The 26,163-nt window shown below is 70.9% G+C and carries 23 protein-coding genes; 13 read left to right on the forward strand and 10 right to left on the reverse strand.

What is annotated here, in order from left to right; all coding sequences use genetic code 11:
- Window positions 1–13: 13 nt before the first annotated feature.
- Genes LY12_RS17000 through LY12_RS17010 form a run of 3 tightly spaced genes read right to left on the reverse strand, consistent with a single transcriptional unit; the run spans window position 14 to window position 1,639 of the window.
- Window positions 14–532, reverse strand: coding sequence for a DinB family protein (locus LY12_RS17000; protein ID WP_253858878.1), 519 nt, complete (start codon window positions 530–532; stop codon window positions 14–16).
- 28 nt (window positions 533–560) lie between these two features.
- Window positions 561–1,196: an ImmA/IrrE family metallo-endopeptidase gene (locus LY12_RS17005; RefSeq protein ID WP_253857901.1), complete on the reverse strand. Its 636-nt coding sequence runs from the start codon at window positions 1,194–1,196 to the stop codon at window positions 561–563.
- Complete coding sequence (locus LY12_RS17010; RefSeq protein ID WP_253857903.1) at window positions 1,193–1,639, reverse strand: helix-turn-helix domain-containing protein; 447 nt, start codon at window positions 1,637–1,639, stop codon at window positions 1,193–1,195. The genes LY12_RS17005 and LY12_RS17010 overlap by 4 nt, the downstream gene beginning before the upstream one ends.
- A gap of 474 nt (window positions 1,640–2,113) precedes the next feature.
- Here LY12_RS17010 and LY12_RS26370 point away from each other — a divergent pair, with 474 nt between their 5' ends.
- Window positions 2,114–2,695 carry a DUF2188 domain-containing protein gene (locus LY12_RS26370; protein WP_486352050.1) on the forward strand — a complete coding sequence of 194 codons (582 nt, stop codon included), beginning with the start codon at window positions 2,114–2,116 and terminating at the stop codon, window positions 2,693–2,695.
- A gap of 191 nt (window positions 2,696–2,886) precedes the next feature.
- Window positions 2,887–3,849, forward strand: a complete 963-nt coding sequence (locus LY12_RS17020; RefSeq protein WP_504967634.1) for a glycoside hydrolase family 3 N-terminal domain-containing protein — start codon at window positions 2,887–2,889, stop codon at window positions 3,847–3,849.
- A gap of 15 nt (window positions 3,850–3,864) precedes the next feature.
- Here the strand turns inward: LY12_RS17020 and LY12_RS17025 are convergent, their stop codons facing one another.
- On the reverse strand, window positions 3,865–4,275 hold the full coding sequence (locus LY12_RS17025; RefSeq protein ID WP_253857905.1) for an SsgA family sporulation/cell division regulator: 411 nt from the start codon (window positions 4,273–4,275) through the stop codon (window positions 3,865–3,867).
- A 297-nt stretch (window positions 4,276–4,572) separates the two neighbouring features.
- Between LY12_RS17025 and LY12_RS17030 the strand changes: the two genes are divergently transcribed.
- The 4 genes from LY12_RS17030 to LY12_RS17045 all read left to right on the forward strand — a co-directional run bounded on the left by LY12_RS17030 (window position 4,573) and on the right by LY12_RS17045 (window position 10,892).
- On the forward strand, window positions 4,573–5,985 hold the full coding sequence (locus LY12_RS17030) for a hypothetical protein (RefSeq protein WP_253857907.1): 1,413 nt from the start codon (window positions 4,573–4,575) through the stop codon (window positions 5,983–5,985).
- Between the two features lie 301 nt (window positions 5,986–6,286).
- The gene (locus tag LY12_RS17035; RefSeq protein WP_253857909.1) at window positions 6,287–8,620 is read left to right on the forward strand and encodes a beta-glucosidase family protein; all 2,334 of its coding nucleotides are present in this window, start codon (window positions 6,287–6,289) and stop codon (window positions 8,618–8,620) included.
- A gap of 214 nt (window positions 8,621–8,834) precedes the next feature.
- Window positions 8,835–9,842, forward strand: a complete 1,008-nt coding sequence (locus LY12_RS17040; protein ID WP_372493549.1) for a beta-ketoacyl-ACP synthase III — start codon at window positions 8,835–8,837, stop codon at window positions 9,840–9,842.
- Window positions 9,843–9,917: 75 nt separating this feature from the next.
- Window positions 9,918–10,892 carry an erythromycin esterase family protein gene (locus LY12_RS17045; RefSeq protein ID WP_253857913.1) on the forward strand — a complete coding sequence of 325 codons (975 nt, stop codon included), beginning with the start codon at window positions 9,918–9,920 and terminating at the stop codon, window positions 10,890–10,892.
- Window positions 10,893–11,073: 181 nt separating this feature from the next.
- Here LY12_RS17045 and LY12_RS17050 read toward each other — a convergent pair whose 3' ends face one another.
- Window positions 11,074–11,991, reverse strand: a complete 918-nt coding sequence (locus LY12_RS17050) for an oxidoreductase (protein WP_253857915.1) — start codon at window positions 11,989–11,991, stop codon at window positions 11,074–11,076.
- A 96-nt stretch (window positions 11,992–12,087) separates the two neighbouring features.
- On the opposite strand from LY12_RS17050, the gene LY12_RS17055 reads away from it, so the two are divergent.
- Window positions 12,088–12,759, forward strand: a complete 672-nt coding sequence (locus LY12_RS17055; RefSeq protein ID WP_253857917.1) for a DNA-binding response regulator — start codon at window positions 12,088–12,090, stop codon at window positions 12,757–12,759.
- Between the two features lie 218 nt (window positions 12,760–12,977).
- Here LY12_RS17055 and LY12_RS17060 read toward each other — a convergent pair whose 3' ends face one another.
- The 4 genes from LY12_RS17060 to LY12_RS17075 form a co-directional block, all read right to left on the reverse strand.
- Window positions 12,978–14,387, reverse strand: a complete 1,410-nt coding sequence (locus tag LY12_RS17060) for an HNH endonuclease signature motif containing protein (RefSeq protein WP_253858880.1) — start codon at window positions 14,385–14,387, stop codon at window positions 12,978–12,980.
- Between the two features lie 383 nt (window positions 14,388–14,770).
- On the reverse strand, window positions 14,771–16,468 hold the full coding sequence (locus LY12_RS17065) for an adenylate/guanylate cyclase domain-containing protein (protein WP_253857920.1): 1,698 nt from the start codon (window positions 16,466–16,468) through the stop codon (window positions 14,771–14,773).
- A 214-nt stretch (window positions 16,469–16,682) separates the two neighbouring features.
- Entirely contained in the window at window positions 16,683–17,477 is a 795-nt protein-coding gene (locus LY12_RS17070) for a SigB/SigF/SigG family RNA polymerase sigma factor (RefSeq protein WP_308292134.1), read from the reverse strand.
- Window positions 17,474–17,983, reverse strand: coding sequence for an ATP-binding protein (locus LY12_RS17075; protein ID WP_372493550.1), 510 nt, complete (start codon window positions 17,981–17,983; stop codon window positions 17,474–17,476). The genes LY12_RS17070 and LY12_RS17075 overlap by 4 nt, the downstream gene beginning before the upstream one ends.
- Window positions 17,984–18,232: 249 nt before the next feature.
- On the opposite strand from LY12_RS17075, the gene LY12_RS17080 reads away from it, so the two are divergent.
- Both LY12_RS17080 and LY12_RS17085 read left to right on the forward strand, forming a co-directional pair.
- A complete protein-coding gene (locus LY12_RS17080) occupies window positions 18,233–19,024 on the forward strand; it encodes a sulfite exporter TauE/SafE family protein (protein ID WP_253857922.1) in 792 nt (263 codons plus the stop codon).
- An 8-nt stretch (window positions 19,025–19,032) separates the two neighbouring features.
- Window positions 19,033–19,983: a ketopantoate reductase family protein gene (locus LY12_RS17085; protein ID WP_253857923.1), complete on the forward strand. Its 951-nt coding sequence runs from the start codon at window positions 19,033–19,035 to the stop codon at window positions 19,981–19,983.
- Here LY12_RS17085 and hisC read toward each other — a convergent pair.
- Window positions 19,980–21,074: a histidinol-phosphate transaminase gene (gene hisC, locus LY12_RS17090; protein ID WP_308292135.1), complete on the reverse strand. Its 1,095-nt coding sequence runs from the start codon at window positions 21,072–21,074 to the stop codon at window positions 19,980–19,982. The genes LY12_RS17085 and hisC overlap by 4 nt on opposite strands.
- A 216-nt stretch (window positions 21,075–21,290) precedes the next feature.
- On the opposite strand from hisC, the gene LY12_RS17095 reads away from it, so the two are divergent.
- From LY12_RS17095 to LY12_RS17110, 4 genes are read left to right on the forward strand one after another with little or no spacing between them, the layout of a single operon-like run.
- On the forward strand, window positions 21,291–21,800 hold the full coding sequence (locus tag LY12_RS17095; RefSeq protein ID WP_253857925.1) for a hypothetical protein: 510 nt from the start codon (window positions 21,291–21,293) through the stop codon (window positions 21,798–21,800).
- Window positions 21,800–23,188: a PPE domain-containing protein gene (locus tag LY12_RS25935; RefSeq protein WP_301302788.1), complete on the forward strand. Its 1,389-nt coding sequence runs from the start codon at window positions 21,800–21,802 to the stop codon at window positions 23,186–23,188. The genes LY12_RS17095 and LY12_RS25935 overlap by 1 nt, the downstream gene beginning before the upstream one ends.
- Window positions 23,189–23,194: 6 nt before the next feature.
- On the forward strand, window positions 23,195–23,953 hold the full coding sequence (locus LY12_RS17105; RefSeq protein ID WP_253857927.1) for an ESX secretion-associated protein EspG: 759 nt from the start codon (window positions 23,195–23,197) through the stop codon (window positions 23,951–23,953).
- A gap of 10 nt (window positions 23,954–23,963) precedes the next feature.
- Window positions 23,964–26,033, forward strand: a complete 2,070-nt coding sequence (locus tag LY12_RS17110; protein ID WP_253857929.1) for an acetoacetate--CoA ligase — start codon at window positions 23,964–23,966, stop codon at window positions 26,031–26,033.
- Window positions 26,034–26,163: the final 130 nt, after the last annotated feature.

A 26,163-nucleotide genomic window follows, 5' to 3' on the forward strand; every position in this document is an offset into this window, starting at 1 on the left:
GTACGAATCGTGATCACACGCCGGTATCACCGTCGATGCGTTCACGGAGCAGGTCGGCGTGCCCGTCGTGGCGGGCGTACTCGGCGATCATGTGCGTGTAGATCCAGCGCAGGCTGACTTCCTGCCCGTGGAACGGTGCCGTGGAGTCCAGTGCGCGGCTCGCGCAGTTGCGTTTGGCCACGGCGATCTCCTCGCGCCACGCTGTCATCGCCTGCTCGGCGGACACCTCGTCCAGCAAGGAGAAGCCCTCGTCGTGCTGCCCGCCCGTCGACGGGTACACCGAAGCAACGTCCTCACCGGCAAGCGTGCGGCGGAACCATGCGCGTTCCACTTCGGTCATGTGCTGCACGAGCCCGAGCAGCGTCAGCTCCGACGGCGGCGCCGACGCGGTGCGCAGCTGCTGCTCGTCGAGTCCTTCGCACTTGAGAGCGAGAGTGTCGCGGTAGAAATCCAGCCACGCCTCGAGCGTTGTCGTTTCGTCCGCGGTCGTCGGCGGCCGCTGCCGCTCAACGCGCGGGGGTCTGGTGGGCATGTCTTCGGTGGTCACGACGAAGATCCTTTCAGCCGGTACCGACATTTCCCGGTGCCGAGGTGGCGCCGCCGAGCGCGGGTGCGGCACCGAACCGGGGACGCTTCGCGCGATGCCGCCAGGCGATCGTGCGCGCACCCGTGGCGTTCAACCGCCAGCGCGCCATCCGTCTGCTGACGCCGAACCGGCGCGCCACGGCCGTGTCCGTCCATCCGCGCAGTGCCGCCGCGAGCGCTGCATCCCGGGGCAGGAGCAGCTCGCCCGCGAGTTCGTCGGCCTCCCGCTCGACGGACGTGGCCGTCGCGCCACACAGTTGCGCACCGGTCACCAGCAGTCCGAATTCGTGCTCGAGCAGCACGTGCGCCATCTCGTGGGCGATGGTCGCGCGTCTGCGCCGGGTGTCGTGCACGTGGTTCTCCACGATCACGCGGGCGCTGCCGACTGCGACGAGCGCACCCGAGAAGGAGTCCGCGGCAGGTCCGGTGAAGTGCCGGACGGCGTCGCGCGGCATCGCCGGATCGCGCAGGTCGAGCACCGGAATGCCGTACAGCTCGGCGAGCGTGTACGGGTCGAGTGGGCCGGAGGCGTCGAGTCCCAGCTCGGCCCTGACGGCCAGCGCGAGCCTGCCGGCGTGCGCTTTGAAACCCCGGCGGAGCGGTGGTGTCACTGCGGTAACCTCCCGAAACCCGCATCGCTGGAAGCGGCAGGACCGGCGACGTCCGTGCCGGCCGCGCCGGCGTGATGTTTGATGCGGCGCATCGTCGCGCCGACGATCTCGAGCAGATACTCCTTGTCCGCCTCCGGAAGGTCGTCGCGGGCGCGCAGCAGCATCGCGAGCTGCGTCTCCAGCTCCGGCGTCGGCCCGTGGGCCGGAGTTGCGGCCGCCTGGTCGTCGCCCGAGTGGCTCATGAACTCCTCCGCGGGAGTCCCGAGCCACTGGACGAGCGCGATGAAGCCGTCGAGGTCGGGACGCTGACCGTTGCCCATGCGGCTGAGCAGGGACGGGCTCACCCCGGCTTCCTCCGCGAGCTGGCGCCAGGACAGATCACGCGCGCGGCGCTGCGCGTCGAGGGCGTCGTGCAGTCGCGACAGGTCCATGCGGCCTGACATGTGACCTCCTTCGGCGGGTCGGCGCAGCACAGCTTGGCAGGTGGCAGGGCGGAAGACCAGGCTGAAATTTCAGTTTCGATACAGGGTTGCACAATCGAGACGCGTGGGGCAATCTCGATGCGGCACCGCGATCCGGCACGGGAGACGTCCGGGCGGCCTTCGGGTGGTCTCCGGGCGATCTCTGGGCGGTCTCTGGGTGGTCTCTGGGTGGCCGTGCCGGAACAGCCGCACGAGCGGTGCCCGACCGCGTCGTCCGGGCGAGCTTCGGAACCAACATCCGGAGGCCAGTCTCCGGGGACGTTCCGCGCCGCCGGCTCGCCGCGTCGCCGCTGCACATATCGACAGGCCATACATCCGCCAGGTGCCGACACTCCGACGTGACGGCACACCGCACACCGACATACGACATCGGAACACGACACACCGACATACGACGCGCCGACGTGCCACGCGCACCGACAGGGGGGACCGGACATGACCGCCGACCAACGATCCGACCCGAGCCACGACGACGAGCCCGTGCAGCACACGGAGTTCGCGATCCGATTCCGGTTCTCGCCGGATTCGCTGACCTGGCTCGTCGTCCGTGACGGGGCCGTGCTGTCCCGTCACGTCCGGAAACGCGACGCCGAACGGCTCGCCGCCGCACACGCGCGAGGGCGCCGCCCGAGCACCTTGGTGATCGAGCGGATGGACGGCACCGAGCAGGCTAGACGGCAGTACCGACGTTCCTGGTCGCACGGCGCGGGACCCGTCGCGACCGAGGCGGCCGCCGCGGTCCCCCGGAGTGGTGAGAATTCGACACTCGCGACAACGCCGGAACGCGTTCCCGGGACGACGTCCCGTGCCGCGCCGGACGGACCGACGCGCGCGCTGCATCGCGCCGCCGAACCGGCCCGGCGGCGGGTTTCCGCTCGTGCGGAGGCCCGGACCGGGTCGTGCGGCCGTCGGTCCCGCGCATCACGACCGTGCACCCGGGGCATCCTGGCCGCGAACGCCCGGGTCGCCACCGCGGCGCACCTGCCAGGGAGAAGCCGTACTGTGGAGACACGATGAGGAAGCGTTTGTTGTTCGCGGCCATGACAGGGCTGCTCGTCGCCGGGTGCGGCTCGTCCGAGGCTCCGACGACTCAGAGTGCGCCCAGTCCCGGTTCGGCTGCTTCGGAGACCCCGTCGGAAGCGTCGTCGGCACCCTCCTCGCCGTCGGCGAAACCCGATTCCGCGCCCGCCTGCCCCGCCGTGGCCGACATGTCGACCCGCGAGAAGGTCGCGCAACTCGTCGTCGTCGGTGTCGACTCGGGCGCGCAGGCGACGACGCAGATCGTGCGCGAGCACCAGGTCGGCGGCCTGTTCATCGGCGGCGAGGCCACGGACCTGCTCACCGGCGGTGCGTTGAACTCGGTGCAGGAGGCGGCGGACGTGCCGGTGTCGATCGCCATCGACGACGAGGGCGGCCGGGTCCAGCGGCTCGACGAACTCGTCGGCGACATGCCGAGCGCCCGCGAGATGGCACAGACGATGACGCCGGGGGAAGTGCGGCAGTTGGCCGCCGAACGCGGCAAGGAGATGGCGAACCGCGGTGTGACGGTCGACTACGCGCCCGATATCGACCTCACCGACGAACCGGCGGGCGAGGCCATCGGCGACCGCTCGTTCAGCGCTGATCCCGCGACGGCACGCCGATACGCCAAGGCATTCGGCGACGGCCTGCGCGAATCGGGTGTGCAGCCGGTCATCAAACACTTCCCGGGCCACGGCAACGCGAGCGGCGACTCCCACGTCGGCGACGTGACCACGCCGCCGCTGCCCGAACTGCGCAAGCACGACCTCAAGCCGTACGAACGGATCGGGGAGTACGGCGACGTCGGGGTCATGGTTGGCCACCTGACGGTGCCGCAGCTGACCGACGGCCAGCCCGCGTCGATCTCTCCTGCGGCCTACCGGTTGCTGCGCAGCGACTACAACTTCGACGGTCCCGTCGTCACCGACGACCTCGGCGCGATGAAGGCGATCACCGATCGGCATTCGCTGCCCGATGCCGTCCTGCTCGCACTGAAGGCCGGTGCCGACAAGGCGTTGTGGTCCTCGGGCGGCAATGTGGGGCCGGTGCTCGACCGGCTGGAGAAGGCCGCGAACAGCGGCGAACTGTCGGCCGAGCGCATCAACACGTCGTTGAACCGTGTGCTGCGCTCCAAGGACGCGTGCGGCTGACAGTTCGCCGCCGGGTCAGGGGCGGGCCGTGGTGAGCTCGTCGATCAGCCGGTCCAGGTCCAGCCGCTCGGCCTCGGTGCCGGGCGGCACGATCGCCGTGGTGGCGTCGGCGAACCTGCGCACCTCGGCGATCTCGAGTTCGACCACGGCGTAACCGTCGGGTGATTCGAGTTCGAGCACGAGGAACTTCTCGTCGGTGGCCAGGTCGGGGCGCAAGCGGATGTCGCCGATGCCTGCGGGTTCGGTCAGTCCGGCGAGCAGCAGCTCACGGGAGAAGTCCCACTCCACCCAGTCGCGCGCATCGATGCGGAACGCGAGCGACACGGTGAACGGGTCGTTCGCGCGGTACATCAGCCGAGCGAGTACCGGCGTGCTGCAGCCGTTGAGATACACGAACTGGCTCTGGTGTACGGCGTCGCTTCGCACTGCACACTCCCGTCTCTCCGGTGCCGCCCCCTCGGCGGCTGTCGTGGGTGAGACTCCCGATGAGGCACACTCTGATGCACCATTACGACGAAAACTTCCCCACTTCGCCCGATTGGGGTATTTGGTAACCGCCCGTATGTGCGCTTTCACCCCATCGAGCCCTTCTGGTTGTGAATTCGGGACGTTGCCGTGACATGACGGCCTGTCAGCGCGTTAATGGGACACTCCCGCAAGCCGTCTCGCCGCGGTGATGTGTGTACCCGGTGATCGTTCGACCGACACGTTCCTGGAGGGCTGATGGCGCCGACGGCCCCGCGTCCGACACCACACAAGGACGCGCTGCTCGACCGCACCGGAATCATCGGTGCCTCGGGCAACGGCCCACCGCCGACGCCGGGGATGAACCGCTCCGGCGTCGCCGGCTTCGTGGCGTTCGTCGTGATGGTGTTCGCAGCGGTCACCGGGGTGTCCGAGCTGGAGCGCGGCGGCGAAGGGTCCAGGCTGATCGCCGGGGACGAGGTGACGGAAGGGGCGGTGCCGCCCCTGTCCGAGGGGGCCGGCCCGGTCGAGCAGCGCCGAGACGATCTTGTCGTGGGAGCCGACAGGAACACGGACGTCGAACCCGCCGCCGACACCGAGGTGCCGGCCGCCCCTCGGTCTGCCTCGGACGCCGGGTCCGAGACGCCCGATGCCGAAGGTGGTCCGGCCGAGGCTGCCGTCGACGTGCCGGCGGATGGCCCGCAAGCCCGCGGACTGGGGGAGCAGGTCCCGAACGTGGCGCAGGCGGACGCGGCGACACAGGCCCCACGGATCGAGGATGCGGAGCCGGGCGCCCGGAAACCGTCGTTGCACCGGCGGATTCAGCTGTTCGGTGACGAAATTCGGCGCAGCATCCGGAACCACGCCGACCACGATCACGACTTCGGGAGTCGCGATTTCCGGAATCACAGCACTGGCGAAAAACGTAGCCTCGTCGAACAGCGCGGTCTCGTCGAAAAAGGAAGTGCCCTGGAGAAGCGCAGTGCCGTGGAGAAGCGCACTGCCGTGGAGAGGCCCGGGGCCGCTGACGGAACCGGTGCGGTCGACGGCCAGGCTTCGGACGACGGACACGCTGCGGACGGCCGGGCGGAATCGGGCAGTGCCGGATCGAGTGGTGCCGGACCGGGCGGTGGCGAATCGGATGGTGCCGGATCAGGTGGTGTCGAGGCGGGCGGCATAGAGGCGCTGTACGACCGAGTCCTGGGTGGCGCGCCGGTCTCCGGACCGGCGCTGCGTGTCCCGGAGCACGCGCGGACCCCGAAGCCGGCGACGCAGCGGGAGCAGGCAGGCGGTGCGAGCGACGTGCCGGAGCCCACCGCGGGCCGGCCTGGCACCGACGACGGCGACGTCTCCGCCGGTCCTGGCCGTGAGACCCCGACCGCTGACGCGGCCGAGCACGATGACGCCGCCGGTGACGCGGGAAGTGTGAGGCCTTCCGGTGGTGTGAGGCCCTCCGGCGCGGATGCCTCCTGGATGGACGGCGATGGCCGGTCCGGCGGCGTCTACGAGTACGAGTTCGGCCAGATCGATGCCGGTCAGGCCGACGGCGACCGGCGTGACGGCGGTGCAGCCGACGACGGCCCCCACGACTCCGGCTCGGCCCACGACCACGACTCGGCTCATGACCGCGGTGCTGTCCACGAGTACGGCACGTACGGGGTGGCCTGGTAGTACGTTCCCGTGGCGGCGCGGGTGAAGCGCCCGTTCCCGTGGGGCGTGTCCTCCCGGGTATTTCAGTGGCGTCTCGTCGACTCGCGACGTCGGCTGCTTCGCGGTTGCCGGGCCTGCGGTGTGGCCGTGCGAGGTGCCGCGTGGGGCCGCGGCTCATGTCCCGGTTCGTCCCGGTTGACCGTGGGTGACGGGTGTGGTCCGAGCGGGGGAAGTCGACCGGTCGGCCGTGATCGTCCCTGGTTTCCCCCGCCCTCATATGTGAAACTGCTTCGCGTTCGTGCGTCGAGCGGAAGGCGGCATCGTGCGTCCCCAGCGTCGTGACCTGCGGGTGTGGCCGGCCGTCGCGCTCGTGCCGTTGATCGCAGCTGCCATGCTCGTCACGGGTCCGGCGGCGCAGGCGGTCGAGACGGCCGGCCCCGCCACGGACCAGGATTCCGGGTGCCCCTGGGTCGGTTCGGACGCGCCGGTCGAGCAGCGCATCGACCAATTGCTGTCGCGGATGCGGCTCGGGGAGAAGCTCGACCTCGTGCACGGCTCGGCCGCGCCGTTCCAGTTCGTCGGCCCCACCTATGCCGGCATGATCTCGGAGAACCCGCGGTTGTGCATCCCGCAGCTCGGGCTCTCCGACGGTCCCGCGGGTGTCGGCAACGGGCACACGGGTGTCACGCAGCTGCCGTCGCCGATGGCGCTCGCCGCATCGTGGGACACTGATCTCGCGAGCCGGTACGGCGCGACGATCGCCCGCGAGGCTCAGGGCAAGGGAGCCGACGTCGTGCTGGGCCCGACGGTCGACCTGTTACGCGATCCGCGGGCGGGTCGGTCGTTCGAAACACTGGGCGAGGATCCGCACCTGACCGGTGAGCTCGCCGCCGCGCAGGTCGGCGGTATTCAAGGGCAGGGTGCGCTGGCGCAGTCGAAGCACATCGCCGCCTACAACCAGGAGACTCTCCGCAACCTCCCCGCCAACGACTCCATTGTGGACGAGCGGACCCTGCAGGAGGTGTATCTCTCGCCGGTCCGGGATGTCGTCGATGCGGGGACAGCTTCGGTGATGTGCGGGTACAACCGACTCAACGGGGTGCACGCCTGTAACAACACGTACCTGCTGAGTCAGGTCCTCAAAGGACAGTTCGGCTTCGACGGCTTCGTGACCTCCGACTGGTTCGCCACGCAGGCCAGCCATGCCGCAGCCAATGCGGGGATGGATCTGCAGATGCCCGGCGGGTGTCATTACGGGCCGCGGCTGCGACACGGGATCAACAGCGGGGCGGTGACGACTGCCAGGCTCGACGACATGGTGTCGCGGATCCTGCGGCCGATGTTCCGGTTCGGGCTGTTCGAGCGGGAGGACGACGGGTCGTCGGACGACGTCGTGACCGGCCCCGAGCACGCCGCCGTGGCGCGCGAGGTCGCGGAGAAGGGCATGACGCTGCTGAAGAACGACGAGGCGGTGCTGCCCTTTGGCGGCGACACCGGATCGGTGGCCGTGATCGGTGAAGCGGCGGGCGAGCGTGTCATCGGTTCCGGCGGTGGCAGTCCGCACGTGATCGCACCCGAGATCGTCACGCCGTTCGACGGGATCGCCGAGCGGGCACGGGAAGCGGGCGCCGAGGTCAGCTTCGACGACGGTTCACAAGCGGACGAGGCCGCGCGGGCGGCGGACGTCGCCGTGGTCGTCGCGCGGAAGTGGTCGACCGAATCGAAGGACAACAAGGACATCCGGTTGTCCGAAAAGGACAACGAGATGATCGCGAAGGCGGCGGCCGCGAACCCGAACACGGTCGTCGTGCTGAACACCGCGGGCCCGGTCGAGATGCCGTGGCTCGACGAGGTGGCCGGTGTCGTGGCCGCCTGGTACCCGGGGCAGGAGTACGGCGACGCGCTCGCCTCGGTGCTGTACGGCGATTCGGATCCGGGTGGCAGGCTGCCGGCGACGTTCCCGGTCTCACAGGCCGATCTGCCCGCCGCGGCCCCGGAGCGTTTCCCCGGAGGTGCCTACGACGAGGGGCTCGCCGTCGGCTACCGGTGGTACGACCGCGAGGGCATCGAACCGCTCTTCCCGTTCGGCCACGGTCTGTCGTACACGACGTTCGAGTACTCGGATCTGCAGGTCCGCGGTGACGGTGGACCGGAAACGACCGTCACGGCGCGGGTGACCAACACCGGCTCCCGTGCGGGCTCGGAGGTCGCCCAGCTGTACGTCACGCATCCGGAGCCGGCGGGGGAGCCGCCGAAGCGGCTCGAAGGGTTCCGGCGCGTGGAGCTGACCCCGGGTGAGAGCGCGCGGGTGCGGTTCGAGCTGGACGAACGGTCGTTGGCGCACTGGGATGTCGACGGTGACCGCTGGGTGCGTGGCGCCGGGTCTTACGCCGTGTCGGTGGGCGGTTCGTCCCGCGACCTACCGTTGACGGGTGGGATCACCGTGGCCGAGCCGGAGGAGGTGTCGAAGCCGACACCGCCTCCGCCGCCCGGTGCGCCTGAGGGTGACGACCCGGCGTGGACGAAGATCGGCAACGTGGCGCGGTGCCCGGTCGAGAGTCTGTACGCGGGCATGATCGGTGCGATCTCGCTGTTCGGCCTTCCCCCGGGTGAGCAGGCCACACGGCCGCCGCGAAGCCCGTCGGGCGACGGCTGAGGTCCGTTCGCTCGTGGGCCGCGGTGTACCGGCTTCGGAGTGCCGGTGCGCACGGTCCGTTCGTGACATCCCTTCGGCGGGTCTCACGAACAGGACGGAGACATGGGTCACAACCGATGCCTCTACCGAAAAGTAGGCCATACATAGGTTCCTCGGAGGCGTTTCACGGCGTCTCGGTACGGGATCTATGGGCGCCTTCATTGGGGGACCGCAAGTGGCCACACGATCGACGGCGGTACTGGCCGGCCTGGGCGGCTGGTTGCCACCGCGCGTGGTCGACAACGTCGAGCTGACCACCCGGCTCGACACCACCGACGAGTGGATCCGTTCGCGCACGGGTATCGCCGAGCGCCGCGTCGTCGACGACGGTATGTCCACAGTGGACATGGCGGTGGAGGCGGGCGCGCGGGCACTGCGGTCAGCTGGGACGGAGCATGTCGACGCCGTCGTCCTCGCCACCGCCACCCCCGATCAGCCCTGCCCCGCGAGTGCGCCGCAGGTGGCGACCCGGCTGGGGCAGCGGGACGTGGCGGCGTTCGACGTCGGGGCGGTGTGCAGCGGGTTCCTCTACGCCCTCGCGACGGCGGCGGGCCTCATCGCGGGGCGCGTCGCCAGGGACGTCCTCGTCGTCGGCTCCGATGCCTTCACCACGCTTGTCGACCCCGCCGACCGCGGCACCGTGCCGATCTTCGGCGACGGCGCGGGTGCGGTCGTGCTGCGCGCGGGTGAGGACGACGATCCCGGTGCGCTCGGCCCGTTCGACCTGCACAGTGATGGTTCCGGTACGGACCTGCTCGTCGTCCCCGCGGGTGGCTCGCGGCAGAAGACACCGCAGCAGCCGGGCGATGCGTACCTGCACATGGAGGGGCCCGCCGTGTTCCGGCACGCCACGGCGCGGATGGCCGAGTCGTCACGCGCGGTGCTCGACGAGCTCGGCTGGACGGTCGGCGACGTCGATCGGTTCGTCGGCCACCAGGCCAACATCCGCATCCTGAACACGGTGGCGAAGCAGTTGGGCCTGCCCGCCGACGGCCTCGTCGTGAACATCGGCCACACCGGCAACACCAGCGCCGCGTCGATTCCCCTTGCCCTCGCCGACGGCGTCCGCGACGGCAGCCTCCAAGGCGGCGACCGGGTGTTGCTCGCCGCCTTCGGTGCAGGCCTCACCTGGGGCGCAACGGCACTACGCTGGCCGGACCTGGCCGTCGAACCCGTCGGGTGAGTCCGCGGGCGCAAGCTGGATCCGATCGGTGATCCTTCTTGACCTCGATCACGGTCGAGGTAGCACGCTCCGGTGATGACGACGGACGAGACCGAACCCGGCGTGCTCCGGGCACGCGAGTGGATCACCGGCGCCGCGCACCCGCTGGACACCACGGACCCTGCTGCACTGCTCGGCGACCTGGAGCCGCTGCGCGACATGGCCGGCGACGCCTCGGTCGTCGGCGTTGCGCGGGGCGTCCACGGGGCTCGCGAGTTCGGTCGGCTGACTCACCGTGTCCTGCGGTTCCTCGTGGAGCGGCTCGGGTTCCGGTCCCTCGCGATCGAGGCCGGTGCGCGAACCGGCACGGCGGTCGACTCGTGGCTGCGTACCGGCCGCGGCGACGTCGCCTCGCTGCTGAGCGACGACCACTCGTGGTGGCGAACGGCGGAGTTCGTCGAGGTGCTGCACTGGATGCGTGCCCGCAACGAGCACCGTCCCGGCGATCCCGTGCGCGTCGTCGGGCTCGTCGACGTCGACGAGCCCGACATGCACGTCCTCGAACAGAAGCTCGCGGCCAACACGCTTCGTTGGCGGGAACGCACCGGTCATCGGATCCTCTACTGGAGCGGGAGCCACAGCGCGGTCGGGCACGCTCGCAGCGTCGCCTGGACGGCCGACCGATCCGGGGCAGGGGACACCGATCGCAACGCCGGCAGCTACCTGCGGGAGCGGCTCGGCACCGGGTACCTGTCGGCAGGCCTGACGTTTCATCACGGGACCGTCGACCTGGACGGGGCGCCGGTGCGCGTGCCCGCACCGCCGAGCGATTTCACCGACGCCGTCCTCGGCAGCACGCACCTCGACCGGTATCTGCTCGATCTCCGAGCCGGCGGTGCCGTCGCCGAGCACCTCGCCGATGCCCCGGCGAAACTGCGGCTGCTCGGACCGCACTCCGACCCCACGCAGCCGGCCGGCATGTCCGGTGGCTCGCTGCCGGAGTTCTTCGACGTCGTACTGCACACCCGTGAGGTCACTCCGGCAACTCCGGCGCACGGGCCGGCGAGTTGACGCATCATGCCGCCGCCCGATGCGGCCCGGGAACCTCAACGCGGGCCGCATCGGGCGCATCGTCTGAGCGGTGGGAGAGCGGGGCCGAGGAGACTGCTCCCGCCAGGCTCGCCCCGGCGGAGGTCGTTTGCGTGAACGACGGTGTGTGGTTGGCGCGCGTCGTCGGTGGAGGACCGTTCGCTTACGACGCCCGGCCGAGGCCGTCGAGCAGTGCCAGTTCGTCGGCCGTCAACCGGAGGGCTGCCGCGGCGACGTTCTGTTCGAGGTGCGCCGGGTCGCCGGTGCCGGGAATGGCGAGGACGTGGCGGCCGCGGTGGAGGCTCCACGCGAGGCGGACCTGCGCCGGGCTCGCCCCGTGGGCCTGCGCGACGGCGGCGAGCTCCGCCTGTCCCTGCTGCTCGACCTCGCCCGGCGCGGCTCCCGCGACGGCGAAGAACGGCACGAACGCGATGCCGTGTTCGCCGCACAGCTCGACCAGGTCGTCGTCGGCCCGGTCGGTGAGTCCGTACCGGTTCTGCACACACACCACCGGGGCGATCGACATCGCCTCGCGCAGCTGTTCGGCGGTGACGTTGGAGACGCCGAGATGCCGGACGAGCCCGGCGTCCCGCAGTTCGGCGAGCACACCGAAGTGGTCGGCGACCGGCCCCGGGCTCTTGTCGAGCCCGGCGCCCCAGCGCAGGTTGACGACGTCGAGGTGGTCGCGGCCGAGCTGGCGGATGTTCTCCTCGACCTGGCTGCGCAACTGCTCGGGCCGTGCGAACTCGAACTCGCCGTCGCGCGTGCGTGCGGGCCCGACCTTCGTGGTGAGCACGAGATCGTCCGAGTACGGCTGGAGCGCGGTGCTGATCAGTTCGTTCGCCGAGCGGGTCGCCGTGAAGTAGAAGGCTGCCGTGTCGATGTGGTTCACGCCGAGTTCCACGGCGCGGCGAAGCACGGCGACGGCGTCGTCGCGGTCCCGCGGCTTCTCGTCCCACGGCATGCCGGTCAGGCGCATCGCGCCGAAGCCGAGCCGGTTGATCGTGCGGTCGCCGAGCCGCCAGGTGCCTGCGGCGTCGGCGGTCGTCGGGTTGCCGGTGTGGATGTCGGTGGTGGTCATGTCTTCACCGTGCGGCGGCAGCGGCGAACGCGTCCGGAAATGGCAACAACCTGCCAACGCGCGCGGATCGGCCCGGCCGGTAGCACAATCGGACCCATGGCGATGGGCGATGTGCGAACCGGCGACCCGGTCACGATCGTGCGCGGCGAGGAGGAGCTGTACCGCCGCGTCGGCCACCTCTTCCTGACCGCCACCGACATCGCCTGCGTCGCCAACGACCTCGCGCTCTGGGTCGCCGCCAGCAGGGAGGCCGACCTCGAAGCTGCGGCTCTGCGACGAGCCGGCTCGGCGCGGATCCGCAAGATCTACCGGTCCGGGCTGCTGCTCGACGCCGTGTCGGCGCAGGAACTCACGCGCCGCCGCGACCGGCACGGCGCCCAGATCCGCATCACCTCCGACGAGCTAAGCGAAACGGTCATCGTCGACCGCAAGGTCGCGATCCTGGCAGGCGAGCGGGCCGGAGGGCCGCGCAGCTACAGCGTCATCACCCAGCCCGAGACGGTGCAGGGCGTGGTGTCGCTGTTCGACACCGTGTGGCGTTCGGCCACCGACCTCGACATCTACGACGCGCAGGTCGCCGAGATCCGCCGCCTCGCCCCCGCAGTGCTGGACCTGCTCGGGCAGGGCGCGAAGGACGAGGCCGCGGCGCGGCAGCTCGGGCTGAGCGTGCGGACCTACCGCCGCCGCGTCGGCGAGCTCATGGCCGCGCTCGGCGCCGAATCCCGCTTCCAGGCCGGTGTCCGCGCCCGCGAACTCGGTCTCGTGTAGGTCTGTGGGCCCCGTGCTCGGTCGACTCGGGCAAGACGGCTGTCGAAGCTCACCGAGTTCGTGTCGTCAAAAGGAGAAGGCCTCACGGCGACGCCAGGAACCCGCCTACTGCGTCGACGAAGCAGCGTGCCACCCGCGGGCTGCGTGCGGAGGAAGTTCTCGCGCACGGCGGCCGGGTGCGCGGCTATCGGTGCAACCGGCCCGGTGGTCGGGTCCACTTAGAACGGTGGGCTGTCGTCGTTCTGCCGTTTCGGGTCGGTGGTTCCTCTTGCGGTTTTGGCCGGGCCGGTTCGACGGCCTGCCGGGGCGTCGCATGCCGGACCGCGTTGTGCCGAACCGTCACGGGCCGGGTCGACTCTGGCGGCTTGGCGACGTGCCTGCGTACCGCGTTCCTGGGTACCGCGTGCTTGGGCGTGGTGTGCCTGGGTGTCGCGTGCCGGGGCTCGTCGTGTGGGGGTGAGGACGGGTTCGCGGCGGCCGGTGTAAGTCTTCCCGTGTGGTGTCGTGACGCGGGTGATGCCGTGGGCCGGGTGGTATTCGGCGTTCCAGCCGGGTTGGTCTTTCAAGCGGTGGTGTCGTCGGCAGCGTGGGCCGCCGTTGGCCACCGACGTCGAACCATCACCGGCGGCCCACGCCCGTTCGTGGTCGTGGTCGCAGTGCCGGGCCGGCCGGTGACACCAGGGCATGACGCATTCGCGGTCCCGAACCCGCACCAGATCCCGGATCACCGCACTCGGCCGCCGCCGAGTACGACCGAGATCGACCGGTTCGCCTGTACCGGGGTCGCACAGCACGGTGCGCCAGGTGCTGCGGGTGTTGGTCATGATCTCCCGCGCGATCGACGCGGGTATCGGTCCGTAGCCGTCGAGTTCGCATCCTTCGTCGGAGATCGTCAGGGCCGTATCAATCGGGACGTGCAGGTACACCGTGGCCGCAGCCTCCGGCGCCGTCACGCCGACATCGCGTCCCAGCAGCAGATCGGCGGTCACGTCGGCACGTAGTTGTTCCAGGGTGCGCTGATCGCCACCATGACGCAGTGACCGTGCCATCCCATCGACCCGTGAGTAGCAGGCCGCTGCGACCTCGGCGGGCAGGCTGGCCTCCAACGTAGACATTGCGTGCTCGCCCGGCGTGAGCTCCAGTTTCCGTTCCGCCCGCGCCCGCCGGGCACGCTGGGTTTGCCCGCCGGGGTCGACCTTCTCCACCAACCGGCGTGCGCGCTGGGCCAGGTTTCCCGGCTGCCAGGCGGTTTCCGGCGCATCGATCAGCTTGTCGGCCAGCAGACCGTCGACCTGCCGGGCCGCGTCATCCTCGAGCGGGTCGACCACGGTCAGCACCCGCCTTGCTCCGTACGCCTCCAGCTCGCCGGTGCGCATCGATGCGAGTAGCTGCGGCATCCGCCGCGTCAACGACTTGCCGTCGTCGATACGACGTTCAACCTCACGGGTCGAGACCCGCAGCACCGGTGTCAGCTCCTCCGCCAACCCACGGTCATCACCCACCGCCGCCGAGAGGTCGGCCAGTAGCGCCAGTTCTTCGGCATCGCGCTGCGCCCGCCAAACACGTAGGCCCCGCAACTGCTCGATCCTGTCACCAACACCGCGGTCATCAACTCTGTTGTCCCCCATGTCATCCACAACACCCACGCTATCGAACTGGTGTACGAATACACCATTGCACAATAGAGTGAACCGGACTCCGGTCGTCCGCACCGACAACTCGATCAAGGAAACGCTTCGGACCGGCCCTGCGCATGGTCGGCCGGTCGTAACGACGAGCGGCTCGACCTGCTCATCGGTCCGGCGACGGGTCCGGAAGCGTGCTGGCGGGCCCGGTAGATCGTGGAATCGGCCGCTCGCTGCCAGCCGATTGGCCCTGTCCGGTCAGCTCACGACCACAGCATCGTGCGGATCCAGCGCCACCCGCCGTCACGTTGCCGGCGACGAAAACAACTGACAGCTCGACTTCCGGTGCCCGCAAGTTCCGGCACGTCCCGTCGGGGGAGCAGCTCCTAGCCGCGCTCGGCCGGCGCCGTGTCCTCCGCTGCCGTGGTGTCCTCGGCCGGCGCGGCATCCGTTTCAGGCACCGCAGCCGACGTCGCCTCCGCAGCCGCCTCCGCGTCCGGCGCCACAGCCTGCCCCGCGGTCGACTCAGCAGCCGGCTCCGCAGTCGACTCCGAATCCGGGTCGTGCCGGGCCGACGGATCGGTCGGGGACGCCGCCCCACTCGGTGGGGTCGACCAGGTCTCGGTCGGTTCGGCTCGGCCGCGCAGCTGGTACGTCTCGTGCGTGTGCCACCGGCCGCGTTCCGCGTCGAGTGCGGCGTCGAGTGCGGCCCGGCTGGCGAGGATGCGCCCTTCGGCGTGCTTGGCGTGTTCGGTGAGCCGGGCTGCCTCGTTCACGGCATCGCCGATCACGGTGTATTCGAACCGGGTTGCGGTGCCGAGCTGGCCCGCGAACGCGGGGCCGGTCGCGACTCCGATGCCCAGGTCGAGTTCGCCGGACGCGGTGACCGCGTCGCGGATCGCCCGTGCCGTGGCCAGCGCCGACGTCGCCGGGTCGGCGTGGCGGGCGGGCGCGCCGAAGATGCACATCGCCGCGTCGCCCTGGAACTTGTTGACCAGGCCGCCGTGGGTGCTGACCGCGTCGACGACCGCGGCGAACAGGCCGTTCAGCTTGCGCGCCACCTCGTCGGGCGCGAGTTCGGCGGCGAGGCTGGTCGAGTCGACGACGTCGACGAACAGCGCCGTCACCACGCGAACATCGCCGGACATGGACGCGCCGTGTTCGAGGGCGTGCCGCGCCACCTCGTCGCCGACGTGCCTGCCGAACAGGTCTCGCATGCGTTCTTGTTCGCGCAGGCCGGTTGTCAGGTCGTTGACCGACGCCTGCAGCATGCCGATCTCGCTCGCGTCGTCCACGCCGACGGCCACGTCACGGCGGCCGCGGGCGATCTCGCCGAGCGCATCGCGCAACCGGTGCAACGGCGACGCGACCGAGCGGGCCAGCAGGAACGTGGCCGCCGCGCCGAGTAGCAGTCCGAGGATCGACAGCGTCACGAGGCTGTACTGGGGGTCGCCGCCGAAGTCCGGTGGCAGCACCAGGATCAGCACCCCGATCATCGGGGCGCCGCTGGCGAGCAGCCACGTCACGACCAGCCGTGCGAGCACCGTCGTCGCCAGCGACTCACCGGGCGGCACCGAGCGCAGCGCCGTCGCCAGCAACGGCCTGGCCACCCACTCGGTGGCCAGGTAGTTGAGCCCGACGGTCGCGATCCCACCCAGCGCGATCGCCAGTGCGACACCCATGGCGTCGAACCACGTGCCGAACACCGTGGTCAGCGTGCCGACAACCACGACCCCGCCCAGCCACAGCGTTCCGCTGACCTTGGCGAGGTGAAGCGGCAGCCGCAGTGCGCGGCGGGCCTCGTCACGGGTGGGTGTGCGGCCGAGGACGAACCACACCACGGTGCGCCGCTGCAGGAACACCGCCCACGTCGTGCCGACCAGCACCGACAGCAGCACGTACCCGGCAGCGACGACGGCGATGATCCACTCGGTGCCCTGTGCTCCCTCGGGAACGCCCTGGAGAAGCAGCACGAGGAACACCACACCCGCGCCGAAGAAGCTCGAGCAGAAGCCGAGCGCGGCGAGGCCGAGGCTGGTGCGCAGTACGGGGCGCAGCCGTTGTGGGAGCCGGGGTCGGGGCACGCGGCCGATGGTAAGGCGCACGGGCGGGTGGCGGGAAAGTGAGCACGGGCGGGTGGCGGGAAAGTGAGCGCCGGCGGGTGGCGGGAAAGGAGCACGGGCGGGTGGCGGGAAAGGAGCACGGGCGGGTGGCGGGAAAGGAGCACGGGCGGGTGGCGGGAAAGGTGGGTGGGCCGGCTCCGCGTAGTGGCCGCTGCTCGCGGCGTGTGGGGAGCGGTCAGGCCTCGTCGGCGAGGCCCTGCCGGAGTTTGGCGAGCGTGCGGGCCAGCAGACGGGAGACGTGCATCTGCGAGATGCCGACCTGCTCGGCGATCTGGGTCTGTGTGAGGTTGTGGACGAAGCGCAGGGCGAGGATCTTGCGTTCCCGTTCGGGCAGTTGCCTCACGAGGGGCTGTAGGGTCTCGTGGTTCTCGACGCCGGCCAGCGCGGCGTCCTCCTCGCCGAGGGTGTCGCCGAGTGCGAGGTTCTCGACCTCGCCGGAGAGCACCTCGTCGAGCGACATCGAGTGGTAGGCGTTGCCCGCGTCGAGGCCTTCGAACACGGCGTCCTGCGAGATGCCCAGGTGCTCGGCGATCTCGCTCGGCGTCGGCGCCCTGCCGAGCCGCTGGGACAGCTGGGTGCTGGCGCTGTTGATCGACAGGTGCAGCTCTTTGAGCCTGCGCGGCACCCGGATCACCCAGCCGGTGTCACGGAAGTGGCGGCGCACCTCGCCCATCACGGTCGGTACGGCGAACGACAGGAAGTCCGAGCCACGGCGGGGGTCGAACCGGTCGACCGCGTTGATCAGGCCGACGCGCGCCACCTGCACGAGGTCTTCCTTGGCCACGCCGCGCCCCGAGAACCGCTGGGCGATGTGCTCGGCCAGCGGCAGGTGGCCGCGCACGAGTTCTTCCCGCAGTTCGGCGCGCCGGGGGTCGTCGTCCTCCAGCGTCACCAGTTCGTCGAACAGCGGGATCAGGTGCTCGTAGTCTTCGGAGGAACCACGCGATCCGCGTTTGGTGGATTCGGTCACGTAAGCGTCGGCTTTCGTTTGGTCACTTCGACGTGTACCCGGCCGTGTGGTCCGTCGGGCGCGTCGCCGGGTGCCGCGCCGTCGGGTTCTGCGCCGTCGGGCGAGAGGTCGGCTGCCGGTTCGAGCCACGTGGTCGCCGAGTCGGCGAGCGTGGTCAGGACCTTCCAGCCGAAGGAGGCCGTGCTGGGCGGTTCTCGGTCGGCGGAGGGGACGGTGCCGTGGAAGCGGAGCTCGTCGGACTCGATCGTGAAGCGGCAGCGCATGGCGCTGCCGTCCGCGGCGCTGGTGATCAACGTGGAGCAGGCCTCGTCGACGGCGAGCCGCAGGTCGGAGATGGCATCGATGTCGAAGTCGGCGCGGACGGCGAGGTTCGCCGCGATCGACCGGACGATGGGCAGGTGCGTCAGGTTCGCACCGAGGCGCACTTCGATGTCGTTCTCGGAGGCGAGAATGTCCTGCTCGCCGCCTGCCGGCTGCGCGCGCCCTGTCGACTCTGTCTCTGTCACTTTCACCTCAGTGGGGACGGGCCTCGTTCGGGCCATGGGTGTCTTTCCTCGATGATGACCGGTGACCGTGACCGTCTGTCACCCACTTGTACCTCCTCGTCACTCCGTTCGCAGGGCGTGTCCACTCCGGCTGCGGCCCGCGGCAGGGTTACCCGTGGCCGTGGGTGGGAAACGTCGGGGCGGTGAGTCCCGCCACGCCTGCGTGCCCGCGGGGGACGGCGGCCGTCCGGGGCGGCCTATCGTCGCCGGGTGATCTGGTGGCATGCCGTTCTCATCGCGATAGCCGGCGTATGGGCCGGGATGATCAACACCGTCGTCGGTTCGGGGACGCTGGTGACGTTCCCGGTGCTCGTGGCGCTCGGCTATCCGCCGGTCACCGCGACGACCTCGAACGCGATCGGGCTCGCCCCCGGAAGCGTCAGCGGTGCGATCGGATACCGCCACGAACTGCGCGGTCACGGGCGGGTGCTGCTGTCGTTCCTGCCCGCCTCGGTACTCGGCGCCGTGGTCGGGACGATCCTGCTGCTGTCGCTGCCCCCCGACGCCTTCGAGACGATCGTTCCGGTGCTCATCGTGCTGGCGCTGGTGCTGGTGCTGGTGCAGCCGAAGGTGTCGGCGTGGGTGACGCGCAGGCGGCAGCGCCGGGGTGCCGGCGATGCCGACGGCGGGTCGATGTCCGCGAAGGGCGCCGTGGGGCTCGTGACGCTGATCTTCCTGATCGGCATCTACGGCGGGTATTTCACAGCGGCGCAGGGCGTGATGTTGATGGCGGTCATGGGCATCCTCATGACCCTGCCGTTGCAGACGCTCAACGGCATCAAGAACGTGCTGTCCGCGGCCGTCAACATCGTCGCGGGCACGGTGTACGCCTTCGTCGCGCCGATCAGCTGGCCGGTCGTGGCGCTGCTGGCGGTCGGGTCGGTCGTCGGCGGTCAGCTGGGCGCGAAGATCGGCAGGAAGCTGCCTCCGCGGGTGCTGCGCGGGGTGATCGTCGTCGTGGGTACCGCCGCGGCCGTGCAACTGGTGGTGCAACAGCTGTGAGCCCGGGTGTGACCGGACGTGTGACGGTCGCCGTCGTCGGGATGGGAGCCGTCGGGACGGCCCTGGCCGGGGCGCTGGCGGCGGCGGGTCACGACGTCGTGGCCTGCGGCAGGCGGCCGTTGTCGAACATCGAGGTCACCGAAGGCGACAGCACGGCAACGTATCCCGTGCGCTGGGCTGCCGCGCCCGGCGAGGTCGGGCCCGTGGCACTGACGGTCCTCGCCACGAAGATCCACGACACCGGTGGTGCCGCGGAGTGGCTCGCGGTGCTCACCTCGGCCGGTGGGAGCGTTCTCGTGGCGCAGAACGGCGTGGACCAGGTCGAACGGGTGGGCCCGCTCGTCGGCGCAGCAGGCGAGCACCACCGCGGGACCGATTCCGCGGGAGCAGGTTCGGCGGGAACCGTCGTGCCCGCGCTGGTCTACGTCAACGCGGAACGCGTCGCGCCGGGTGTGGTGCGCACGCGCCGCAGCGACCGCGACCTCGTCGTGCCCGGCACCGACGAGGCGGCGCCGGTGGCGGACCTGCTGGCCGGCGCGGGGCTGGCGGTGGAACGGTCCGCGGACTTCGCGACGGCGGCGTGGCGGAAGATGCTCACCAACGTCTCGGCGAATCCGATCACGGCGCTGACGGGGCGGCGGGTCGAGGTGCTGGCCGAGCAGCCGGTGGCCGAGCTGGCGATGCGGGTGCTGCGCGAGGCGGTGGCCGTCGCCAACGCCGAGGGTGCGCAGCTGACCGACGCCGACGCCCACGAGGTCCTCACCTGGTTGCAAACGCTTGCGCCCGGCAGCACCACGTCGATGCTGCAGGACCGCGACGCGGGCAGGCCGCTCGAGCACGACGGGCTGACGGGCACGATCGTCCGCCTCGGCGATCGGCACGGTATCGACGTCGGAGCCAATCGCACGCTGCTGTCCCTGCTGTCGGCCGTGTCGCCCGGCGCCTCCGCCACCCGCTAGCCGAGCGGGAAGGCGCGGGCTGCGGCGATCAGCATGTCGTTCTCGGCCGGCTCGCCGATGGTCACGCGCACGCCGTCGGGGGCGTAGCCGCGTACGACGACCTTGTGCTCCAGGGCGTGCTCGGTGAACTCCCCGGTGCGTTCGCGCAGCGGCAGCCACAGGAAGTTGGCCTGCGTCTCCGGTACCTCGAAGCCGGCGTCGCGCAGCTCGGCCACGACCCGAGCGCGCTCGGCGACGATGGCCCGGCAGCGCTCCATCAGTTCGTCGGCCGCGTCGAGCGACGCGATCGCCGCGCGCTGGGCCAGCGCGTTGGTGCTGAACGGCACGTAGACCTTCCGCAGCGCCGTGATCACCTCGGCGGGGCCGACGCCGTAGCCGACGCGCAGGCCCGCGAGCCCGTAGGCCTTGGAGAACGTCCGCAGCACGAGCACGTTCGGGTAGTGGCGGGCCAGTTCGACGCCGTCGGGCACGTCGTCGTCGGTCACGAACTCCCGGTACGCCTCGTCCAGGACCACCAGCACGTGCGGCGGCACGGCGTCGAGGAAGCGGGTGAGCGCCTCCCTGCGCACGACGGTGCCCGTCGGGTTGTTCGGGTTGCACACGAACACCAGGCGCGTCGCGGGGGTGATCGCGGCGAGCATGGCGTCGAGGTCGTGGGTGTGGTTCTCGTCCAGCGGCACCGGTGCGGCAGCGGCGTTGGCGATCTGCGTGGCGATCGGATAGGCCTCGAACGAGCGCCACGCGTAGACGACCTCCTCGCCGGGCGCGCACATCGCCTGCACGAGCTGCTGGCACAGCGCCACCGAACCGCACCCGACGGTGATCCGCTCGGTGGGCACGTCGAGTTCGCGGGAGAGCCGTTCGGTCAGGGCCGTCGACACCATGTCCGGGTAGCGGTTGACCTCCGCGGCGGCTTCGGCGATGGCGCGCGCGACGCTCGGCAGCGGTCCCTGCGGTGTCTCGTTGCTGGCCAGCTTCACCGCCCCCGGCACGGTCCGTCCCGCGACGTAGGCGGGCAGGCTCTCCAGATCTGGCCTGGTGCGCAGCTGCTGCGCGGACGGGTCCGCCGGGGACTGGGATGCGCTGGACACGGTGACGGCTCCCTGCTCTCGATCCGGTTGTGCGGGCGGGTCCGGCGCGTGGGATCACTCCACGTGCCGGTTCCACGCGTGCGGCCGCGTGGTGTCACCTCAACTTAACGCGGCCGGTGGCTCGGCGGTCGAGGGATGCGAAATCGTGCGAACCGGTCGGCGCCGAGGTGCGTCACAGCTACAGTGACGAACAACGAGTCGACCGGGGGTGTGATCGTGACCGAACCCAGCACGACGCGCGACGACGACGCGGTGCGGCAGTCGGCCGGCCCCGAAGGGAACGGCGGATCCGTCGGCCTGCCTCCGACCGCGCCCGCGCTGGACTTCGCCGACGGCGCGGCGGGCAGGCTCGCCCCGGTGGCCGAGGAGCTGAACCAGGTCCGCGAGCAGATCGACAACGGCGAGCTGCGCCTCGACGAGGGCGCCGCCCACAACCTCCTGGCCACCCTCATGCAGCTGCAGGCGCACGTCCACCGGCTCATCGCCGACGCGGGCGAGAACATCGCCGCGCCGCTGCGATTCGGCGACAACTTCGTCGGCGAGACCCTGGCCCAGCGGCTGCGGGGCGCCGCGGACGGAGACGCCAACGCCGCGCTGCCCGTGCTCACGGCGTACGCCGCACAGTTGGAGAAGCTCGAAGGCATCGTCCGCGCCGCATCCGGCATGATCACCACGGCCGACGAGGACGCGGGCGAAGACCTGCAGCGCATCGGGAGGTACGAGTGATGGCGAACTGTCTGCCGCTGCCGTGGCCCCCGCGCGAGCCGGAAGGCCCACCGCCGGGCAAGGACGCCTTGGAATCGGAGTTCGACTGGCAGGCCCTGCCCCATCGGGAACTGCACCGCATGGCGACGATGGGGGTCGACGCGGAGACGGCTGATCAGGTGGCCGGCAAGTGGGCCAACCTCGGCGCCGAACTGCAGAACATCGGCGACAGTCTCCGCACCGCGTTGCGCGACGCCGCCGAAGGCTGGCAGGGCGGCGGTGTCGAACAGGCCCGGCGGCGGGTCGATCAGCTGTCGACCTGGACCGACCAGACCGCGCGGGACAGCCACGGGGTCGGCACGGCGATCCAGGCGCAGGCGCACCTGGCGCAGTGGGCGAAGAACAACATGCCGGAGCCGCCGCTGTCGCTGCACCCGTGGCCGTGGCTCCCGCTGCCGACGCTGCCGGTCGAACCGATCGCCCCGATCGGCGGGTTGGAACCGCACGAGCGCGACGACGTCGTCGCGCTCGGCGGCCGGGACCCGGAGCCGGGAACACGCTCCGGTCTGTCGGGGGAGATCGACGTGCTGGGCGACGGCGCGTCCGGAGAAACGGGAGGTGCGACCGGGCGGCGTCCCGGTGACGGCGGATGGGCGCTGGGCGGCGGCGCTGCCGGTTCCGGCGGGGCCGGTTCCGGTGGCTCTGTCGGTTCGAGTGCCGACGGTTCGAGTGCTGCCGGTTCCGGTGGCGCGGGTTCGGCCGGTGCCGGTTCCGGCGGCGGTGGTGGCGGTTTCGCCGACGCGGCCGGGCTGCCCCTCGACCCGATCACCGGCGTCGAGCAGCGCGAGGAACTGCATCGCCAGGCGGCGCAGGTCATGCGGACCTACCAGCTCGAATCCGGCAACGTGTTCCGCGGCGTGCCGCAGTTCGTGATGCCCGGCGAGGACATCATCAAGGACGATCCGCGCGAGCCGGGGAAACCCGCGCCGTCCCCGGAGAATCCCGGGACCGATCCGTCGCGGCGCGTCGGCCCGCAGAGTCCCGGCGGTGGCGGGTTGCCGCCCGGTGTCGTGGCGGCACCGTTGGCCGCGGGTGCGGCTTCGGGAATGGCCGCGGGAGCGGTCGGTGGCGCGCCGGGCTCCGGAATGCAGACCGGTGCCGGTGCCGCGGGTGCGTCGCCGGGTGCCGCCGGTGGGCAGGCCCCGTCGGCCGCCGGTGCGGCGCGCGGCACCGGCGGCGCGCCGATGGGCATGATGGGCGGCGGTGCGGGAGCGCGGCCGAACCAGGACGACGAGACCGAGCACAACTCGCCGTCGTACCTGCAGGAGGAGGACGACGTCTGGGGTATGCCGGTCGGTCAGGTCGCGCCCCCGGTGATCGGCGAACGCGGCTGGCGCGGGGACGAGTGACGGCGGGTGCGTGACGAGGCTTCCGGATGGATCACGCTCCACCCGGGCGAGTTCTACCTGGTGTGGCGGACGCTGGAACTCGGCGAGCTGCCGCCCGTGCTCGGCGTGCCGCGGGTCGGGGCCACGGAGTCCTTCCGCGCCGAGTTGATCGCGCTGGCCGACGAGTCGCTCGCGGATCGCGGACTGGGCACGGTGCGGTCGCCGGCCCGTGACCTCGCCGACCTGCTGCGCACGTTGGCCACACCGGACGTGTCGGTGGACCTGAGTGCCTCGGGAGCCGACACCTCGTTCCGCTCGTACGGCGCCGTCGGCGAGCGCGGCGCGGTGACGGCGGGCACGTCGGGGCAGGAGGTGCTCATCGGTCCGGTGCGGCCGGCTGAGCTCGTACCGACGATGTTCGAGGCGTTGCCGGACGTCGAAGCGGGCCCGGGAGCGCCCGCGAACGTCGGGTATGCGGATTATCGGCGCGCGTGCCGGGCAGGGGACCACGAGGGCGCGAGCGGGTTCCTCGACGCGCTGGCCGAAGCCGGGGTGCGGTCGTCGCAGGCGTCGATGTTCCTGCGCGCGATCGAGGGCAGGCGCGCAGGCGGGTACGTCGGTGCGACCTCACGCACCCGCGGGCGCACGCAGGGCACCGTGAACTGGGTCGATACCGAGCACGGCCGTTACGCACTGCGCAAGCTGGGTGACTGGGTGACCGTGACGCCCGCGGATGTGGCGAGATTGCGGGTCATGGCGGAGGAAATGGTCGACGATCTGACCTAAGGTCGCGGGCATGAGCACGCAGGGCAGCGACGCCACGAGCACGGGCGCAGCGGAAGGTACGCGCACATCACGAGGCACTCGCACATCAGAGGGCAACACGTCTGCCGAGACCGGCATCCCCGAGGTCCTGTGGACGCCGTCGCCGGAGCAGGTCGAGCGCACGCGGGTGGCGGATTTCCGCCGGTGGCTGGCCGACGAGCGCGGCGTCACGACGAGGAACTACGCGCAGCTGCACGAGTTCTCGACGACCTCCCTCGGTGATTTCTGGTCGGCCGTCGCCGAGTACCTCGGCGTGATCTGGCACGACCAACCCGGCAGGGTGCTCTCGGAACCGGTGATGCCGGGTGCGACGTGGTTCGCGGGCGGCACGCTGAACTACGCCGAGCACGCGCTGACCGGCGGTGTCGCGGGCGCGGCGAAGGCGGACGACGACGTCGCGGTGATCTTCGCGCGGGAGGACGGCCTCGAGCGGCGGCTGACGTTCGGCGAGCTGCGCGGCCAGGTGGCGGCGGCGCGCGCGGGTCTGAAGGAACTGGGTGTCGGCAAGGGCGACCGCGTGGTGGCCCTGGCTCCGAACTGCCCTGAGACCCTCGTGGCGTTCCTGGCCGCGGCGAGTTTGGGCGCGATCTGGTCGTCGTGCTCGCCGGACTTCGGGGTGCGCGCGGTCGCGGACCGGTTCACGCAGATCGAGCCGAAGGTGCTGTTTGCGGTCAACGGCTACCGCTACAACGGGCGTGCCTTCGACATCCGCCCCACCGTCGACGAACTCGTCGGCCAGTTGCCGGGTCTGGGCGCGACGGTGCTGATCGACTACGAGGGCGGCGGCACGATGCCGGGTGCCCGCGGCTGGGACGACCTGCTCGCCGCGCATGCCGGAGCCGAGCTCGCGTTCGACGCCGTCGAGTTCGACCATCCGCTGTGGATCCTGTACTCGTCCGGCACGACCGGCCTGCCCAAGGGCATCGTGCAGGGCCACGGCGGCATCACCCTCGAACATCTGAAGGCGCTCGCGCTGCAGCAGGACCTGGGTCCGGGCGAGCGGTTCTTCTGGTTCACCACGACCGGCTGGATGATGTGGAACTTCCTCATCTCCGGCCTGCTCGTCGGCTCGACCGTGGTGCTGTACGACGGCAGCCCCGGCCATCCCGATCTGGGCGCGCTGTGGCGGCTGTCGGCGCGGCACGGCGTGACGGTGTTCGGCACGTCGGCGCTGTTCGTGCAGAGTTGCCTGAAGGCGCATCTGAAACCGGCCGAGGACCTGGACCTGTCGTCGCTGCGGGCGATCGGGTCGACGGGCGCTCCGCTGTCGGAGGAGGGCTTCCGGTGGATCGCCGAGGCCATCGGGCCGCACGTGCAGATCTGTTCGGTGTCCGGTGGTACGGACCTGTGCACGGCGTTCGTCGGGTCGGCGCCGGACGTGCCGGTGTGGCTGGGTGAGCTGTCGTGCCGGAGTCTGGGTGCGGCGGTGCACGCCTACGACGACAGCGGGCGCGCGGTCGTCGACGAGGTGGGCGAACTCGTGGTCACCAGGCCGATGCCGTCGATGCCGGTGATGTTCTGGAACGACCCCGACGGCAGCAGGCTGCGCGAGGCGTACTTCGAGGACTTCCCCGGCGTGTGGCGGCACGGTGACTGGATCAAGATCACCAGGCGCGGCTCGGCGGTCATCTACGGCCGCAGCGACTCGACGCTCAACCGCGGCGGCGTGCGGATGGGCACGGCGGAGTTCTACCGGGTCGTCGAGAGCTACGACGCGGTCGTGGACTCGCTGGTCATCGACACGTCGGCGGCGGGCGACGAGGGAGAACTGGTGTGCTTCCTCGTGCTCGCGGAGGGTGTCGCACTGGAGGATTTGGAGCCGGACCTGCGGAAACAGCTGCGCGCCGCGCTGTCGCCGAGGCACGTGCCCGACCGGTTCGTGGTGGTCGACGCCGTGCCCCGGACACTGAACGGCAAGAAGTGCGAGGTTCCGGTCAAGAAGATCCTCTCCGGTGCCGACCCGGACCGCGCCGTCTCCCGCGACGCCCTGGCCAACCCGGACGCGTTGACGGCCTTCGTGGAGTACGCCGAACGCCCCTGACCCCCGCGTGTTGCGGATCCCGGGGCCCGTGTTGCAGGTTCCGGGGAGCGTGTTGCGGGTTCCGGTGGCCGTGTTGCGGATTCCGGGGCGTGTGTTGCGCCTTTGGGGTGCGTGTCGTGTCCTGGGAGCG

Origin of the sequence: Prauserella alba (assembly GCF_024171735.1) — a bacterium.
In the GTDB taxonomy this organism is placed as follows: Bacteria; Actinomycetota; Actinomycetes; order Mycobacteriales; family Pseudonocardiaceae; genus Prauserella; species Prauserella alba.

Excerpts from the sequence above, each read along its gene's own strand:
- LY12_RS17110 (WP_253857929.1), top strand. The coding sequence starts at position 23,964 with ATGAGCACGCAGGGCAGCGACGCCACGAGCACGGGCGCAGCGGAAGGT.
- LY12_RS17045 (WP_253857913.1), top strand. The coding sequence starts at position 9,918 with ATGACGACGGACGAGACCGAACCCGGCGTGCTCCGGGCACGCGAGTGG.
- LY12_RS26370 (WP_486352050.1), top strand. The coding sequence starts at position 2,114 with ATGACCGCCGACCAACGATCCGACCCGAGCCACGACGACGAGCCCGTG.
- LY12_RS17055 (WP_253857917.1), top strand. The coding sequence starts at position 12,088 with ATGGCGATGGGCGATGTGCGAACCGGCGACCCGGTCACGATCGTGCGC.
- LY12_RS17010 (WP_253857903.1), bottom strand. The coding sequence starts at position 1,639 with ATGTCAGGCCGCATGGACCTGTCGCGACTGCACGACGCCCTCGACGCG.
- LY12_RS25935 (WP_301302788.1), top strand. The coding sequence starts at position 21,800 with ATGGCGAACTGTCTGCCGCTGCCGTGGCCCCCGCGCGAGCCGGAAGGC.
- LY12_RS17030 (WP_253857907.1), top strand. The coding sequence starts at position 4,573 with ATGGCGCCGACGGCCCCGCGTCCGACACCACACAAGGACGCGCTGCTC.
- LY12_RS17060 (WP_253858880.1), bottom strand. The coding sequence starts at position 14,387 with ATGGGGGACAACAGAGTTGATGACCGCGGTGTTGGTGACAGGATCGAG.
- LY12_RS17020 (WP_504967634.1), top strand. The coding sequence starts at position 2,887 with ATGTCGACCCGCGAGAAGGTCGCGCAACTCGTCGTCGTCGGTGTCGAC.
- LY12_RS17000 (WP_253858878.1), bottom strand. The coding sequence starts at position 532 with ATGCCCACCAGACCCCCGCGCGTTGAGCGGCAGCGGCCGCCGACGACC.
- LY12_RS17050 (WP_253857915.1), bottom strand. The coding sequence starts at position 11,991 with ATGACCACCACCGACATCCACACCGGCAACCCGACGACCGCCGACGCC.